This is a genomic window from Massilia sp. LjRoot122 (genome assembly GCF_964252725.1).
Classification (GTDB): Bacteria; Pseudomonadota; Gammaproteobacteria; order Burkholderiales; family Burkholderiaceae_D; genus Telluria.
On record NZ_CAXUPB020000001.1, the window covers coordinates 3,379,157 to 3,395,670 of the forward strand.

General features: G+C 64.5%; 12 protein-coding genes and 1 pseudogene. 6 read left to right on the forward strand and 7 right to left on the reverse strand.

Going from position 1 to position 16,514, the window contains the following annotated elements; translation table 11 throughout:
• Positions 1-43 precede the first annotated feature (43 nt).
• From glk to ACSQ25_RS14720, 3 genes and pseudogenes are all read left to right on the forward strand, one after another.
• Entirely contained in the window at positions 44-1,090 is a 1,047-nt protein-coding gene (gene glk / locus ACSQ25_RS14710) for a glucokinase (protein WP_436106422.1), read from the forward strand.
• Between the two features lie 74 nt (positions 1,091-1,164).
• Positions 1,165-2,604 (forward strand): annotated as a pseudogene (locus tag ACSQ25_RS14715) (MFS transporter).
• Between the two features lie 26 nt (positions 2,605-2,630).
• Positions 2,631-4,607, forward strand: coding sequence for a glycoside hydrolase family 3 protein (locus tag ACSQ25_RS14720; protein ID WP_436106423.1), 1,977 nt, complete (start codon positions 2,631-2,633; stop codon positions 4,605-4,607).
• 88 nt (positions 4,608-4,695) lie between these two features.
• On the opposite strand, the gene ACSQ25_RS14725 is transcribed toward ACSQ25_RS14720, so the two are convergent.
• Positions 4,696-5,994: a sugar MFS transporter gene (locus tag ACSQ25_RS14725; RefSeq protein ID WP_436106424.1), complete on the reverse strand. Its 1,299-nt coding sequence runs from the start codon at positions 5,992-5,994 to the stop codon at positions 4,696-4,698.
• Between the two features lie 491 nt (positions 5,995-6,485).
• Here ACSQ25_RS14725 and ACSQ25_RS14730 point away from each other — a divergent pair, with 491 nt between their 5' ends.
• Positions 6,486-8,111, forward strand: coding sequence for a DUF5597 domain-containing protein (locus tag ACSQ25_RS14730; RefSeq protein WP_436106425.1), 1,626 nt, complete (start codon positions 6,486-6,488; stop codon positions 8,109-8,111).
• An 89-nt stretch (positions 8,112-8,200) separates the two neighbouring features.
• Here ACSQ25_RS14730 and ACSQ25_RS14735 read toward each other — a convergent pair whose 3' ends face one another.
• Genes ACSQ25_RS14735 through ACSQ25_RS14755 form a run of 5 tightly spaced genes read right to left on the reverse strand, consistent with a single transcriptional unit; the run spans position 8,201 to position 12,690 of the window.
• The gene (locus ACSQ25_RS14735) at positions 8,201-9,418 is read right to left on the reverse strand and encodes an MFS transporter (RefSeq protein ID WP_436106426.1); all 1,218 of its coding nucleotides are present in this window, start codon (positions 9,416-9,418) and stop codon (positions 8,201-8,203) included.
• The gene (locus ACSQ25_RS14740; protein WP_436106427.1) at positions 9,415-10,116 is read right to left on the reverse strand and encodes a TetR/AcrR family transcriptional regulator; all 702 of its coding nucleotides are present in this window, start codon (positions 10,114-10,116) and stop codon (positions 9,415-9,417) included. Before ACSQ25_RS14740 ends, ACSQ25_RS14735 begins: the two co-directional genes overlap by 4 nt.
• A 39-nt stretch (positions 10,117-10,155) precedes the next feature.
• A complete protein-coding gene (locus ACSQ25_RS14745) occupies positions 10,156-11,379 on the reverse strand; it encodes an FAD-dependent oxidoreductase (protein ID WP_436106428.1) in 1,224 nt (407 codons plus the stop codon).
• Between the two features lie 19 nt (positions 11,380-11,398).
• Entirely contained in the window at positions 11,399-12,289 is an 891-nt protein-coding gene (locus ACSQ25_RS14750; protein ID WP_436106429.1) for a sugar phosphate isomerase/epimerase family protein, read from the reverse strand.
• Positions 12,286-12,690 carry a C-glycoside deglycosidase beta subunit domain-containing protein gene (locus ACSQ25_RS14755; RefSeq protein ID WP_436106430.1) on the reverse strand — a complete coding sequence of 135 codons (405 nt, stop codon included), beginning with the start codon at positions 12,688-12,690 and terminating at the stop codon, positions 12,286-12,288. The genes ACSQ25_RS14750 and ACSQ25_RS14755 overlap by 4 nt, the downstream gene beginning before the upstream one ends.
• Positions 12,691-12,980: 290 nt before the next feature.
• On the opposite strand from ACSQ25_RS14755, the gene ACSQ25_RS14760 reads away from it, so the two are divergent.
• Together ACSQ25_RS14760 and ACSQ25_RS14765 are read left to right on the forward strand one after the other, a co-directional pair.
• Positions 12,981-14,015: an aromatic ring-hydroxylating dioxygenase subunit alpha gene (locus ACSQ25_RS14760; RefSeq protein WP_436106431.1), complete on the forward strand. Its 1,035-nt coding sequence runs from the start codon at positions 12,981-12,983 to the stop codon at positions 14,013-14,015.
• The gene (locus tag ACSQ25_RS14765) at positions 14,012-14,968 is read left to right on the forward strand and encodes a PDR/VanB family oxidoreductase (protein WP_436106432.1); all 957 of its coding nucleotides are present in this window, start codon (positions 14,012-14,014) and stop codon (positions 14,966-14,968) included. The genes ACSQ25_RS14760 and ACSQ25_RS14765 overlap by 4 nt, the downstream gene beginning before the upstream one ends.
• A gap of 2 nt (positions 14,969-14,970) precedes the next feature.
• Here ACSQ25_RS14765 and ACSQ25_RS14770 read toward each other — a convergent pair whose 3' ends face one another.
• On the reverse strand, positions 14,971-16,437 hold the full coding sequence (locus ACSQ25_RS14770) for a nucleoside hydrolase-like domain-containing protein (RefSeq protein WP_436106433.1): 1,467 nt from the start codon (positions 16,435-16,437) through the stop codon (positions 14,971-14,973).
• Between the last annotated feature and the right edge of the window lie 77 nt (positions 16,438-16,514).

The window sequence follows — 16,514 nt, forward strand, 5'->3', positions numbered from 1 at the left end:
CGGCCTGCGGCCGCCATCACGACAACACAGCGAGAGACACACCATGGAAGCGATTGCCAGCCGTACCGCCACGAGCGCCCCCGCCACGCCTGCCCCTGCGGCACACACCGGAAGCGCCGCCGCGACCGGCTATCCGCGCCTGGTCGCGGACGTCGGCGGCACCAATGTCCGCTTCGGCCTGATAGGCCAGCCGGGCGCCGCGCCCGCTGCGATTGCCAGCCTCAAGGTGGCCGACCATGCCGGCCTCGGCGAGGCGGCGCGCGCCTACCTGGACGGAACGGGCGCGCGTCCGGTGGCCGCCAGCTTCGCGGTGGCCACCCCGGTGCGCTCGGACCTGATCGAAATGACCAACAACGGCTGGAGCTTCTCGCGCGCCGCCCTGCAGCGCGAGCTGGGCCTGGAAACGCTGGCGATCCTGAACGACTTCGAAGCCCTGGCGCTGGCCCTGCCGCACCTGAAGCCGGGCCAGCTGCGCACCGACCGCCAGCGCAGCGGCGGCGGCGCGGTAATGGCCGCCATCGGCCCCGGCACCGGCCTGGGCGTCGGCGGCGTGGTGCGCACGCCTGGCGGCTGGATCGCCATCCCGGGCGAGGGCGGCCATGCGACCCTGGCGCCGACCAACGACCATGAAAGCGCCCTGCTCGCCTATGTGCGCACCCGCCTGCCGCATGTATCGGCCGAGCGCCTGCTGGCAGGCATTGGCCTGCCGCTGCTGCACGAAGCGGTGGCGGCGGTGGCGGGACGCCAGGCCGAAGCCTTGACTGCCGAGCAGGTCATCGAGACCGCCCTCGCCGGCCAGGACCCGCTGTGCATCGACACCGTTGACGTGTTCTGCGCCCTGCTCGGCAACTTCGCCGGCAATGTCACCCTGACGCTGGGCGCCCGCGCCGGCGTCTTCATCGGCGGCGGCATCATTCCGCGCCTGGGCGAGCGCTTCTTCGCCACCCGGTTCCGCGAATGCTTCGAGGCCAAGGGACGTTTCCGCGGCTACCTGGAGGCGGTGCCGACCCATGTCATCACCGACACCCTGGCCGCCCTCACCGGCGCCGCCAGTGCGCTCGACCAGCCGCGTTTCGCGCATTGCGAGTAAGGGCCGCGATGACCGCTTTCCCCTCTCCCGCCGCGGCGGACACGGAGCCGGTACCGGAAGTCACGACCGCGCCGATGTCCGCGCGCCGCCGCCAGGCCGCGCTGCTCACGGTAGCCCTGGCCTTCGTGATGGACCTGCTCGACGTGACCATCGTCAACGTCGCGATTCCCTCGATCAGCGCGACCATGCATGCCGAAAAGGCCGTGCTGGAATGGATCGTGGCCGGCTACGCGCTGGCCTTCGCCGTGCTCCTGATCGTGGGTGGGCGCCTCGGCGACCGCTATGGCTACCGCCGCGTGTTCCTGGTCGGTGTCACGCTGTTTACCGGAACGTCGCTGCTGTGCGGCCTGGCCCCGTCGAGCGAGGCGCTGGCCATCGGCCGCGTGCTGCAGGGCGCCAGCGCCGCCCTGATGGTGCCGCAGGTGATGGCGCTGGTACAGGTGATGTACCCGCCGGCGCAGCGCTACAAGGTGTTTGCCGTGTTCGGCTTCCTCGGCGGTTTTTCCGCTGCCCTGGGCCCGATCGTCGGCGGCCTGCTGATCGATGCCGACTTCCTCGGGCTGGGGTGGCGCTCGGCCTTCCTGATCAACCTGCCGATCGGGGTCTTCAGCCTGGCCGCGGGCGCTCTGCTGCTGCCCGCGACCCATGCGGCCAGGCGGGTGCGGATCGATCATCCCGGCGCCTGGCTGGTGATCGTGCTGGCGCTGTGCATCCTGGTGCCGCTGATCGAGGGCCCGGGGCGCGGCTGGCCGCTATGGTGCGTGACGCTCCTGCTGCTGGCGGCGCCGATCGGCTGGGGTGCCTGGCGCTACCTGGACTGGCGCGAACGGCGCCATGGCGACGCCCTGGTGCCGCCCTTGCTCCTCGAGCGTCCGCGTATCGCGCTGGGCCTGCTGTGCAACCTGCTGGTCTAGCCCGTGATCCCCGGCTACCTGCTGGTGATGACCTTCGTGCTGCAGAACGGGCATGGTCTGTCGGCCACCCGGATGGCCTATGCCTGCGCCCCGATCGCGATCGGCGCCATGGTCGGGATCAGCCTGCTGGGGCCGCGCCTGCACCGGCGCCTGGGCGTGCGGGCTTTCTTCCCCGGATTGCTGGCGCTGGCCGCAGCTAGCTGCCTGATCGGCTGGGTGGTGACGCAGCCGGTGCTGCTGCTGCTGCCGCTGGCGCTGGGCCAGTTCGGGATGGGCGTCGGCCTGGGCCTGTGCGGACCGCCGCTGACGAACGCCACCCTGCACGAGGTGCCGCTGGCCGCCGCCGGCGTCGCTTCAGGGTTGCTCAGCGCGGTGCAGCAGCTGGCCGGCGCGATCGGCGTGGCGCTGTCCGGCCTGCTGTTTTTCTACGGGCGCGGCTGGTCGGCTTCCGGCAGCGCAGCGGAATTCGGCAGCGCCTACCTGCAGACCCTGCCGCTGTTCCTGGCGCTGCTGGTCGCTGCGGGCCTGGTCGGCTGGCACCTGCCGGCGCTGCCCGGCGGGCACGAGGTCACGGAACCTCAGGCTGGCGTCCCGCAATAAAACACATATAACAACAGGAATACAAGATGAGAGCTCCCATCGTCGTGACGCTGACAAGCAGCATCCTCGTGAGCGCTTGCGCCACCGGTCCAGGAAACATGCCGGACAGCATGCAGCCGAACCTCGGCAGCCGTTCTACCCCGACACTCGTCATCGGCGGCCTGCGCTTCCGCGACCTGAATCGTAATGGGGCGCTCGATCCCTATGAAGACTGGCGCCTGTCGCCCCAGGCGCGGGCCGCAAACCTGGTCGCGCTGATGACGCTCGAAGAGAAAGCGGGCGTCATGATCCATGCGACCGTGGTGCTGGACGAACGCAACGCCAGGCTGAACATCGAGGCAACGCGCAAGCTGCTCGCCGGGAAGTCGATGAACACCTTCCTCACCCGCCAGAACGGCGATGCGGCCACGCTGGCAGCCACCCATAACACCCTGCAGGCGCTTGCGGAACAGACGCGACTCGGCATCCCGATCTCGGTCAGCACCGATCCACGCAACCATTTCCAGGCAACTGTAGGCCAGAGCGTCGCGGCCGGATCCCTGTCGACCTGGCCCGACACGCTCGGCCTGGCCGCCATCGATGATCCGGCACTGACCCGGCGCTTCGGCGATACGGTACGCCAGGAATACCGTGCGCTCGGCGTCGCCGTCGGCCTGTCGCCCATGGCAGACCTGGCGACCGAGCCGCGCTGGTCGCGCAGCTTCGGCACCTTCGGCGAAGACGCCGGTATCGCGAGCAGGCATGTGCAGGCGTATATCGAGGGACTGCAAAACGGCAGCGGCGGGATTCATCCCGGCAGCGTGGTCGCAGTGGTCAAGCATTGGGTGGGCTACGGCGCCGCCAAGGACGGCTGGGACAGCCACAATCCCTACGGAAAGCTGATGACCTTCCCGGGGGGCAGTTTTGCTGACCACTTGAAGGCGTTCGACGGCGCATTCGCTGCCAAAGTCGGCTCGGTGATGCCCACCTATTCTGTGCCTGACGGAACTGTCACGGTCGAAGGGATCACCCTCGAACCGGTCGGAGGCGCCTTCAGCAAGACCTTGCTGACCGACCTGCTGCGCGGCCGCAGGGGCTTCCAGGGCGTGGTCCTGAGCGATTGGGCGGTCACCAAGGACTGCAGGGAAGACTGCGCGGAAGGCATTCCCAAAGGGGCGAATCCGTTTGCCTTCTTCCATAAGTGGGGAACGCCCTGGGGTGTCGAACACCTCGGCGAACGTGCACGCATGGTCAAGGCGGTCCAGGCGGGCGTGGACCAGTTCGGCGGCACCGAAGCCTCGGAAGAACTCATCGAAGCGGTCAGGGCCGGAGAGCTGGGCATCGAACTGGTGGACCGCTCGGCGAAACGCATCCTGCTGCAGAAGTTCGAGCAGGGCCTGTTCGACAATCCCTTCGTCGATGAGGCCGCGGCCGCCGCGCGCGTCAACACCCCGGCCTTCCAGGCCGAGGCGCTCGATGCGCAGCGCCGCTCACTGGTGCTGCTGCAAAACAAAGGCAAGCTGCTTCCGTTCAAGGCCTCGGGCACCAGGGTTTTCCTGCGCGGCGTCGACGCCGGCGTGGCAAGACAGTATGGCTTGCAGGTGGTCGACGATCCGGCCAAGGCCGACCTGGCGATCGTCAGGACGGCGGCGCCGTTCGAAGCGCTGCACCCCACGTATATATTCGGCGCCATGACGCACGAGGGCAGCCTGGCATTCCGGGATGGCAACGCCGATTACGACGCCATCAGGCAGATCAGCGCGAAGCTTCCAACCATCGTCACGGTGTACCTGGATCGTCCGGCCATCCTCACCAACATTGTCGACAAGGCCAGCGCGGTCATTGCCAATTTCGGAGTCAGCGATGCGGCCCTGCTGGATGTCCTGACTGGCAAACATAAGCCACAAGGCAAGCTGCCGCTCGAGTTGCCGTCGTCCGAGGTCGCCGTCGCGGGGCAGCGGCCGGATGTGCCGCACGACAGTGCCGCACCACTATTCCGAATCGGGTTCGGACTTTCATATTGATCGTTCAGGAAAAAACATCAGGCTAGGAGACGCAGTCTCCTAGCCTGTCCATGATTACACTTACCCAGAGCGTTTGAGAAATGTCGAACTATTCATGAGCGCGGAGGTCGTTGGTGCGTGCTCCCCACACTGCGAAGAACAAAATATACAGTTCGCACGCTGCTGTCAGGAGGAAGGACAGTTGCAAGCCAATCGTATCGGCCAGCCAGCCCTGCACGATCACCAGCGCGCCGCCCGCAATTGCCATGATAAGCAGGCCGGCCCCCTCCTCGGTGAGCGGACCCAGGCCCTTGATCCCCAGTGTGAAGATGGTTGGGAACATTACTGAGTGGAACAGGCCGACGGAAATTAGCGCCCACATTGCGACATGTCCTGTTCCCAACGCAGCGATCAGCATCACGACAAAGGCGCCAATGCTCGCCACGGCCAGGACACGCTCAGCGGACATCCAGCGCATCAGCACGCTACCGCCGAAGCGGCCAAGCATCATGCCTCCCCACAGGAGGAATAGAAAGTGCGCGCCCTGTTCATGGTTCAGGTTCGCGATATCAGGCAGCGCGACGAAGTTGATGAACAGGTTGGCGACGCCGATCTCGGCGATCAGGTAAATGAAAATGGCCGGGATACCGAAAACCAGATTTCGGTGACGCCACAGCGACAAGGAGGCACGCTCCTCCCTGCTCGCCCGACGGCTGGCAGCGTGCAGTGCCGGCAGTGGAAAGCGGGCGATCGCCAGCGCCAGCAGCACCAGCACAGCAGCCACAATCAGATATGGCAACTGGACTGCCCGCGCGTCCGCCAGGCGTTCGGCCTGGGTCAGGACCTGTCCCGCCACGGCGGTGCCCGAATTCGAGCGCCCCAGGATCAGGTAGGCGCCGAACAAGGGCGCCAGCGTGGTACCGAGCGAGTTGAAAGCTTGTACCAGGTTCAGGCGCGACGAGGCCGTCGCGGCCGAACCAACCACGGCCACATAAGGATTGGCCGACACCTGCAGCAGAGTGATGCCGCAGGCGATCACGAACAGCGCGCACAGTGTGACCATATAGGATGGAAGCCGTGCCGCTGGAATCATCATCAGTGCGCCGATCGCCATGATGATCAAACCCATGACCATCGCCTTCTTGTAGCCGACCCGCTCGATCAGGCGCGCCGATGGAATCGAGGCGACAAAGTAGGCGATGAACCAGACCGACTCGATCATTGTCGTCTGGGTGTAGTTCAGGTCGAAAACGCTGCGCAAATGGGGCAGCAGCGTATTGTTGATGACAGTGATGAATCCCCACGTGAAGAACAAACTCGACAACAGCGACAACACGGCAGTATTGCCGATGCCCGAGGGCAGTTGTTTAGTTGCGGTGCTAGCGGGGCTGATGACTGGAGTAACCATTAGAACTCCCTCACTTTTTGGGGAGCGAGGCTGGTGGAGAGGACCAGGAATGTCACCCCAATACCTACCGACCTACTGCGCAGGTACCTGGATCGCTGGCGATTCAAGCCAGCCGACGGAGAAGCGGATAATGGGATCATGAAAGCGTATTTCCTGTGTGAGAGCCAAATCCCTACTCTATGGATAAGCGCAGCGTCATGACCAGTCGTATATTCCGATAGCTCGACATCAGCGGGGCCGCTTCCCTGTAACTACAATTTCCGCGCGAGAGACCAATTGCAAGTTCCGATGCCTCAGTATCAGAAACCCCGACTTCTCCAGGCAGCACGCATGCGCTAGAGTCGGCACCATCCTGGCTGAGTATCGCGACCGCAAGAACGCCTGAGCTCACCCATTTATCATCTACCGGAGAAAGAAAAGTGTTAAGAAACTGTGCTGCCATCGTAATTGCGGCGTTTGCCATCTCATGGTTCCCGCTGCACGCCGCGCCGATGCCGAAACTGGTGCGCTCGGGCCCGGTCACGCAGCTTCATGTGGACGGCAAGCCGTTCCTGATGCTGGCTGGCGAATTGCACAATTCCAGTGCGTCGTCGGACGCCTACATGGCCCCGATCTGGCCGAAACTGAAGGCCATGCATCTGAATACGGTGGTCAGCACGGTCAGCTGGGATATGGTCGAGCCCAGCGAAGGACACTTCGATTTCCGCTCCCTGGACAGCCAGGTCGCCGCGGCCCGCGCCAATGGCCTGCGGCTGGTGCTGATCTGGTTCGGATCCTTCAAGAACGCACGCTCGACCTACGCCCCCGGCTGGATCAGGGCCGACCAGGCGCGCTTCGCACGCGTGCTCATTCATCCGACCAAGCCGCAGCGCTTCACCTATCCGGGAGCGATGCCCAATCCTGTACTGTCGCCGTTTTCGAGCGCGCTGCAGGATGCCGAGCGCAAGGCATTCACCGCGCTGGTCCGCCATCTGAAGCAATCCGACCCCGGGCACACTGTCGTCATGCTGCAGGTCGATAATGAAATCGGCCTGCTTGGAGACAGCCGCGACCGCTCCGCGCTGGCACAGCAGCAGTGGGAGGCGCCGGTGCCGGCCGATTTGATGGCCTACCTGGCCAGCCATCGGGCCACATTGAGGCCGGAGCTTGCCGCAGTCTGGGGCCGCCAGCAATACCGCCAGCAAGGTAGCTGGGCGGAGGTGTTCGGCACCGACTGGCAGGCCGAAGAAGTGTTCATGGCGTGGGCCTATGGACGCTTCATCAATGCGGTGGTGCAGGACGCCGCGCAAGTGCTGCCCTTGCCGATGTACGTGAACGCCTGGCTCGGCCCCCAGCCGGGCCAGCCGCAGGCAGGCGACTATCCGAGCGGCGGGCCGGTACCGCGCGTGGCGGACGTCTGGAAAGCCGCAGCCCCGCCAATCGCTTTCCTTGCCCCCGACATCTACATCGACGACTTCAAGGGCACGCTTGCGGACTTCGACCGCGCCGACAACCCGATCTTCATCCCGGAAGCGCGCTTCCAGACCGGTAACGCATTCTGGGCCATCGGACGTCACAAGGCCTTGGGATTCTCCGTGTTCGGTATCGAAGATGGTTTCCCGGGCAACCAGCTTTCGCAAGCCTACGCCGCGCTGGGGTCGATGGCGCCGCTGATCACCGCCGCGCAGGCAAGCGACCGGGTGCGCGCGGTCCTTCTGGAGAATGCGGCACCGGTGACGCAGAGCCTGGCCGGCTACGAGATCACGGTGCGCGGCACCGCCGCGACGACCGCGAAGATGCTGCTCGATGCCGGCATTCCAGTTCCACCGAAAGCCGCCACCGCGGTGGCGGAAACCGTCAACGCGGCACACGGCCCGTCATTTTCCGATACCCGTCCGTTCGGACTGATCGTAGCCGGCAAGCCAGGCGAGTTCTATCTGGTCGGGCATGACTTTACGGCGGACTTCGCGAAGGATGGAAAGCTGGCCGAACTGGATGTGGTCGAAGAAGGCAAGTTCGCCGGAGGACGCTGGGTCCCGGGCCGCCGCCTGAATGGCGACCAGCGCCTGGGCCTGCTCCTCTTGAACAAGATCGGCACGGTACGGATACAACTGCTGCAAAAAACCGCTAAGCAATAGCGCGACATTCGACGCGCCTGAGCAAGGTGTTTTGCACGCTGCCTGCCCCGGACGCCCGTCGCCGGCCGGAGCAGACTGCATCGTGCAGTTCAAGTTGTCTTGTTCACGGCTGGCTGCGCCGCGCTACCGCGCATCACGAACACCAGGCAAGCCAGGACCACGCACAAGACGCCGGTGGCCGCCACGGCCGCCAGGAACGAGCCCGACATGACAATGACCGCATCGAGCAGCGGCGGACTCAGGAAGGTCCCGATGAAGAAGCTGCTCGCCCAAACGCCCATGCCCCTGCCCCGGTGTTCCAGGCTGAACTTGTCCAGCGCCCAGCCGATGAGCGTCGGGATCGTCAGGCCATTGCCGAATTGGGCGACCAGGGCGAACGCGAGCGCGCTGCCGGCATTGGGCGCCAGGCCAAGGCCCGTGTAGCCGATGCCCAAGGTCAGCAGCATCAGGCTGATGCGCGCCGGGAGGGAGAGTCCCGTCATGCGTGCAAACACGATACCGCCGAGAACCACGCCTGTGCTGGCGAGCGTGACGTACAGGCTGATGCTCGCCGGCGAGGCGATCCCATGTTCATGGAATATTCGTCCCAGCTGGACCGCCTGGACAAAATACAGAACCGACATGCCGATCGTGACCAGCGCTACCAGCAAGCCCGCACGCCAGGGGAAAGCGGAACCGGCATGAGTCGCCGCGCTGCGCACCTCAGCGACGCGGTCTGGCTCATGAAGACTGAGCGCCGCCCAGATGCAGGTCGGCGCGCCGAGCAGGTACAGCAAGAAGGGAGCATGCCAGCTGATCGAACCGAGCATGCCTCCGGCGAGCACGAAAGCGGCCGCAATCATCGGGCTGATGACGCTAAGTAATCCCAACCAGCGCTGGCGGGTGCTGCCAGAAAAATAGTCGCCCATCAGCGCATTTTGCGACGTGAGGATGCCGGCTTCGGCGACACCGACAAAAAAGCGCGTGATCAGAACCGACGTGAGATCGTCCATCGTGCCGGGCAGGACCCCGACGCAGGTAAACAGCGCCAGCGACGCCAGCATGACGGGCCTTCTGCCTATCTTGTCGCACAGGCTGCCGGCAAGCGGCGAGAACAAGGCGATGCACAGCGATGGCAGCGTCAGAATCATCGGCACCCAGAAGCCCGCATGTGGAACGCTGGCGAAACGGCCGAACAGTTGCGGCAGGTTCGGCACCAGGGACACGATGGCCATCGTCGGCAATCCCGCGATAAAGATCAGCGCCAGGCCCTGCGACCTGCCTGCCACCCTGCCGCCCGCGCCCGGCGCGGACATAGTCTGATTCATGGTTTTTCCTTTTTTCTTGTTTTGCTGCTTGTCGGTTTCAATTGAGGCGCCGGCGCCGGCGGCAGCGTCAGGAAGGCCACGCATTGATGCTGGAGGTTGGCGACCAGCAGCTCCCATTGTCCGTCGCCGGCACTGTGCCTGCGGCCGAAGCCAAAATGGCTGGCAAGCAGTTCATAGATGCTGAGGAAGCAAAATTCGATGGCCTGCTCCGGCGCCGGGCTCGCAATCTCGTCGCGGTAGTCGAGCAAGGCTTCCTTGAACAGGCCAAGGTGGCTTGCATATGCACGCAGGCCTTCGGCGGCGACCACCGGATCGGACAGCGAGGCATCGACCAGTGCCTTGACGATGTCCTTGTGCCGCCGCAGCGACTCCGCAGCATCGCGCACCATGCGCACCATCAGCTCCTTGCCGCTCGTGCACTCCCGGCGCGCCTGCGCGATGTTCGCGCCGTTCTCCTGCGCGATCAGCTCGTTGGTGCGCAGCTGCACTTCCTGAACCAGCGCCATGCGGTTCGCAAAACGCCCGTAGATGCCGCCGACCGAGACACCCGATTCACGGCTGACATCGGCCAGCGTGAAGTCCGCGCCCTTTTCTTCGACCAGCAGGCGGCAGGTTGCGGAAATCACGCGTTCGTGCGATTCACGGCTGCGCTGCTGCTGGGGGGTGGCGCTTGGCTTGGCGGGTTTTAGCGGTTTCATCGATTCTCCATGTCTAGACCCGCCAAGTTTACCCGGTTGCTAGACCCCGGCACCAGCGACACCCTCTTCTCTTGGGGCGAGCGTCTGGCGGATTTCCTCCAGCTGCGCACAGATATGCCTTGGCGTTGCGTCACCCACGACTTTCTGCAGCAGCGGCGTGTAGTCATACACCAGGTCGCGCAACGCACGCAAGGGCGCCGGGGTGTGGTGGAACACCTTCCCGGTCATGTAGGCCTCCTGGACGACGTGCGCCGTATGCGGCTTGCGGCGTTCCTCATAGGCCTGCAAGGCGCCCCGGGTCGCCACAAGATCGCGCAGGTCCACCGCCGCCAGTTCGTGCGCCAGGAAGTAACCGTCCTCGATCGACATCCCGGCGCCATAGGCGGCGTAGGGCGACGTCGGATGCGCGGCGTCGCCGACCAGGGTGATGCGTCCGCGTGACCACCGCTTGCGCGGCACGCGGTCACGGATCGGCCAGCGCTGCACGTGTTCGCGTGGGGTGCGGGCGATGAGGTCCTGTACCAATGGCGAAAAGCGGCGCGCACGTTCGGCGGCCCACCCCAGCAAATCAGGCGGTGGCGGCGCATCCGGGTCACAGGCCTCGAGCACCCACCACTCGTAGCCGACCTGGTCGCCGTGCCGGATCGGCGTGTGGCTGCATTGGGTAGTGCGGTCGTGCGCGATGACGCCTTCGGTCGGCGCTTCGCCGTCCCACAGCAGGTAGCCACCGACGAGGTGCAGCCCTTGATGACGAATTGGCTCCTCGCCCCACAAGTGCCGGCGCACGAAGGAGTTCAGGCCATCGGCGCCGATGACGATGTCGGCGACGTACTCCCGGCCGTTCTTGAACTTCAGGCAGACGTCGCTGCCGCGATCCTCGATGGCGACACAGTCGTGGTCCAGCTGCAGCATGCCGGCCGGCATGCTATCCAACATGCGCTTGTATAGGCCCCAGCGGATCAAGCCGATGAACCCGCCGCCGTACTCGCGCACCACGTCCTCAGGCAGCACGACATCGGCGCGCTTGCGCCCATCATTGCGCTCGAAGCGGATCGAGCAAGGCGCGCCCAGATGGTGCGTGTCGACGCCGATCAGTTCGAGAATCTTCTGTGGTGGCGGCCACAGGTTCAAGATATTTCCCGCCGGCTTAACCTCCGGATAGCGCTCGAACAGCTGAACCTCGAAGCCTTTCTTGTGCGCGGCCAAGGCCGCAGCCATGCCTCCGGGGCCAGCCCCGACGATGGCGATCTTCCCTTTGCTCATTCCTGTGGTCTCCTCATTATCAGGTTTTTGCGTCGTATTCGCGCTCGATCTCGCGGATCAGCGCGTGCTGCCGGCGTACCTGCTCCACCGCCCGCCATGGCGCCCGGTCTCCTTCGTACTCGGACGAGATATAACCCGCATATCCGGCTTGCTTCAGCACCGGAATGATGGCTTCCCAAGGGATGTTTTCGTCGACCAAGGCGTCCGTGATCGAATGGAATTTGGCCTGGATGAAGACGACGTACTTCGCAATCGCCAGGAAGTCAGCGGGCGGCACCTTGATCCCGTCAAGGAAGTCGCGGCGCATCTCGGGGGTCTCTCCGGGAAAATACGGGAGCGGGCGGTCCTGGAAAATGCCGGTGTCGATCAAGAGGCCGAAATTGCTGGTTCCGGTGCGCTCAATGAATGCGATATACGCGTCGACGACCGGGTGGCGGATCGGTGTGGGCGCGTGGATCTCGGGGCAAATGATCACGTTGGACTGGTGGGCCAGGTCCAGGCAGCGCTCCACCGCTTCTTCCCAGATCGGGTCAGGCACCAGGTCGAAGGACACTACGCCGATCTTCGGACGCACGTAGCGAAACCCCAGTTGGGAAGCGATCCGGATATCGCGGGCCAGGTCCTCGGCGCCCTCCCTTGCCGTCATGCTCCGGGCATGGTGCAGGCGGGTATCGATCCAGCTTCCGTAATTCGTGGGCTCGAGCCGGAATTGTTCGAGCAGGGAAAACCAGCGGTCGATCCAGGCCGCCGATGGCGCCGGATACCCCGGCACATGCGCTTCGCCCAGGATTTCAATGCCGGTAGCGCCCAGGTCGGAGATGGCGTCGAACGCATCCTCCAGGTTCATGACGGTGGTGAGATCGTCGGTATAGCTATAGAGGGACACCCCGTATTTGAGTGCCGTGTTCATGGCTGGACCACCGTGGCGTAACGCGTTTCGGTAAACACCGATGGCTGGAATTCGATCGGGATATACGATTGGCGGATGCGGATCCCGACGGTGATCTGATGGGTGCCGGTGGCCAGGCCTCCAGGCCGCGCGACCCGCACGACGCAGGTCTCGCCAAGCGGCCAGCGCAAATCGACGGCATCCCGCAACTGCCCGATGCTCAACTCACGATCTGCCAGCGCGTAGCGATTGTCTTCGCAGGAAAACCGCTCTCCATTCACGGTCACGTCGACGCCGTCGACCAGGCTGGCGCGCAGGCCGCGGTACGACGGGAGTCTCAGGCGAAACTCGAAACCGGTGCGGGCGCCTTCAGCGCCGACATTGCGAAACCCGGTACTTTGTACAAGGGTGCGTTCAAGCATGTTTTCAATCTCCTCAGGTATCGGCCGAGCCGGCGTGTATCTTTTATCGAATCCGAATTCGTATTCGTATTCGCTGAGGCGATTATTCCATACCTTTCTCCACCCAGGGGAATTATTTCCAGCCGGTGCCGGGGAATTTGTGACGCATCCGAGCCTGAATTAAGTCATCAAAAACGCGTTTTTGCCAATCGAAAGTTCCGATTTCTGCCATCAAGAATGGCGACTAGCTTGCGCCGCTCCGCAGTAATACAGTGAGGCCTGTCCATTTTTTAACCGCACGGGGAACTACGATGGCGTTCTTGAAGAATTGTTGGTATGTCGCAGCCTGGAATCATGAAATCGGCAAGGATGAACTGTTCCGCCGGACTTTGCTGAGCGAAGCGCTCATGTTTTTCCGCGACACCCAAGGGGTCGTGCATGCCCTGCTCGACCGCTGCCCGCACCGCTTTGCCCCCCTGTCGAAAGGCACCCACAAGGGCGACTGCGTGCGCTGCCCCTACCACGGGCTGGAATTCGACGCCAGCGGCGCCTGCGTGCACAACCCGCACGGCAATGGCGTCATCCCCAAGGCCGCCGTCGTGCGCGCCTATCCGACGGTCGAGCGCTACAGCGTGGTCTGGGTCTGGATGGGCGATGCCGACAAGGCCGACCCGGCCTTGATTCCGGACTTTTCCTGCATGGACCCGGCGACGCACTACGTCGGCAAGCGCTATTTGCACGCGCGCGCCAACTATGTCCTTGAAACCGACAACATCCTGGACCTGTCGCACATCGAGTTCCTGCATCCCGGCACGCTGGGCAGCCCTGGCGTAAAGGATGCCGCCACCAAGGTCGCACAATCGGGCAACCAGGTGACGATCTCGCGCAGCACCTCCAACGACCGGATGTCGGATTTCCTGTACGACGTCATGAGGCTGCCGCAAGGTATCGCGGTGGACCGCTGGTTCGATGTGCGCTGGGATGCGCCCGCATGCATGCTGCTCGATGCGGGCGCAACTCCTTCCGGCACGCCACGCGAGAAGAATCCCGGTGCACCAATGTTCCCGCACCTGTTCAGTCCCGAGACCGAAAGCACGACCCATTACTGGTATGCCGTTTCCATGGCCCGCGCGGCCGGCCCGCACGGTGAGTCTGTCGTAGAGAACATTGTCGCAGGCGCGCGCCAACCCTTCGAAGAAGAGGATCTGCCGATGCTGGAGGCACAGCAGGAAGCCATCGGCGACCGCGATTTCTGGTCGCTCAAGCCTGTCCTGCTGGCCAGTGATGCCGGCGCCATCCGCGCGCGCCGTGTGCTCGACAAGCTGATCGCGCAGGAGCAGGCATGATCCACGGTTCCCGGCTGGCGGTCAGGGTCACCGTTAAAACCGAGGTCGTCCCGGGCATCTGCGTCGTCGAACTCAGGCACCCGCTGGGCGAACCCTTGCCCGTCTTCGCCGCGGGCGCCCATATCGACGTCGCGCTGCCGGGAGGCCACATTCGCCAATACTCACTCTGTAATTCCCCTGCGGAGCGTCATCGCTACCTGCTCGGCGTGCTCGACCAGCCGGGCGGACGCGGCGGATCGCGGTCCATGCATCAAGAAGTGCACATCGGCGACGTCCTGACCATCAGTGAGCCGCGGTGTCACTTCGCGCTGCACGAGGGGGCGTCCGAATCTGTCCTGCTGGCCGGCGGGATCGGCATCACGCCGATACTGGCGATGGCCGAGCACCTGTCCATGCGCGGCCGGAGCTTCTCGCTCGACTATTTTGCACGCAGCGCGGGCACGGCAGCCTTCCTCGACCGGATCTCCGGCGCGGCCTGGGCCGGCCAGGCACGTACGCACTTCGACGACCAGGGCGGCGCTGAACTCGGCGCCATCATCGGCGCGCCGCATGCAGGAAAACACCTGTATGTCTGCGGTCCGCCCGGATTCCTCGGCGCCGCGCTCGACGCAGCCCGCAGGCTCGGATGGAACGAAGCCCGCCTGCACCGCGAGTACTTCTCGAATGAGACCGCGGGCGCTGGCGGCGGAGCCTTTGGCGTACAGATCGCCAGCACAGGCAAGATCATCCAGGTGGCGCCGGAACAGAGCATCGCAGCGGCATTGGAGATCGAAGGAATCGTGGTCCCAACCTCCTGCGAACAGGGTGTCTGCGGTACCTGCATCACCCGCGTGCTCGCCGGGTCCCCGGACCACCGCGACCTGTTCCTGACCGACGAGGAACACGCAGCCAACGATTGCATGACCGTCTGCTGCTCGCGCTCGACATCGCCGCTGCTGGTGCTGGACCTGTAAGCTCAGGGGCTGATGTGTACGATCACGCGCTGGTATCGCGTCAGTGGCGGTGTCCCCTTGTCCGTCACCTCGAGGATGAAGTGGGCCGTTTCCGGCTTGCTCACCTCGGGAGCGACGATGCCGTGGATGGTCCTGAGGTTCTGGGAACGTCCGCCAAGACCGATCGTTTTCCGGTAAGAGCCTGCCTCCGGGTATTGATACCAGCGAAAGCTCAGCGAATCGCCGTCCGGATCCGAACTGGGACTTGCGTCCAGATCGAAGCTGCCGCCTGAGCGCACCCGGATGTCGCGTGGTCCGGCAAGGCGCGCAAGGGGCGGATGATTGGCGTCTTCGAAACGCGAATGCGCCCACGTCATCCGCGCCGCAAAATCGTTCTGGACCGCGGTACGCCAGCGCCAGAGGGTGACGAAGTTGTCGCGAACGCGTGCGACGGCCGTGGCGTGCGAGGCGTGGGCGAAGGGCGATGACGCGGTCGGGGGCGGATAACTGTCCTGCGCGTTGGTCCAGATTGGCCGCGTTTCAGGAATTCTCAACTCGGCGCCTGGAGGCATGCGCGGATCTGCAGGAAGCAGTGGTGGCGTTGCCAGCTCGTAGCGCCCGCCCCAGCCGCCCCAGTCCGGGCGTTCGGGATCGGACAATCCGTTCGGTATCAGTCCCAGCCAGGACGGGGTATCGCCCTCCATGCCGTAAGCGATGTCGGGATACATGGCGCCGAGCGCCCCATGCCCCTGCTGGATATGCCGCGCGAGCCAGGCCGGACTGACCACCTCGGCATCCGATCCTGCCTGCGCGCTGGCCATTGCCCGCCAGGTTGCCCGGCCCCAGCTCCCGGGTGTCACGATATAGAAGACCGATGGAAAGGACTTTCGTATCCACGGTCCCGAATCGTCCTGGTCCGAGATCGCATACACGCGCAGCTTCGCATAGAGTTTTTCCGCTTCTCCAGCAGCGTGCCTGGCGCGAATCGACCACAAGGCCTGGGCCAGCACATTGGGGCCACCCCAGACCGACACCCACAGCGGCCTGGGGTCGCTGGATTCCAGGGCGCTCACCAGGGCCCTGGATGCCGGCGACCCCTGGTCCGCGCCGACTCCCGCCATGCCGTATCGCGCCGGTCCTGCGACAACGCGTTGTGCGAGCAGCCCGGCGCGCGGAAAGGCAGGGTCGTGTACCGCCAGCTGGCCCTGGACGACACCATAGGCCCGCAGGACTTCGTGCACCAACTCAGGGGTTACCCTGGTCTTCTGCGGCATCGACGTGGTGGCGGCGATCCCTTCGATATCGATCTCGTTCGCGTACAGCAGCAGCCGGACCAGGGACTGGGTGTCGTCGGGATCCGCTCCCATATCGGTCAACACGAACAAGCGGGGTTTGGGCTGGCTCTCTACATCCGCTGCCGTCGACAAGCCCTGGACGGCCAGCACGACGAGGGCGAACGCCAGGCGGCATGCGTGCGATTTTCGTTTCAACAAACAGCTCCTTTTACACTGGGAATAAAAAAGCGGCAGGCGGTGCCCGGTGAAGGTACCTGCCTGCCGCTCGAATG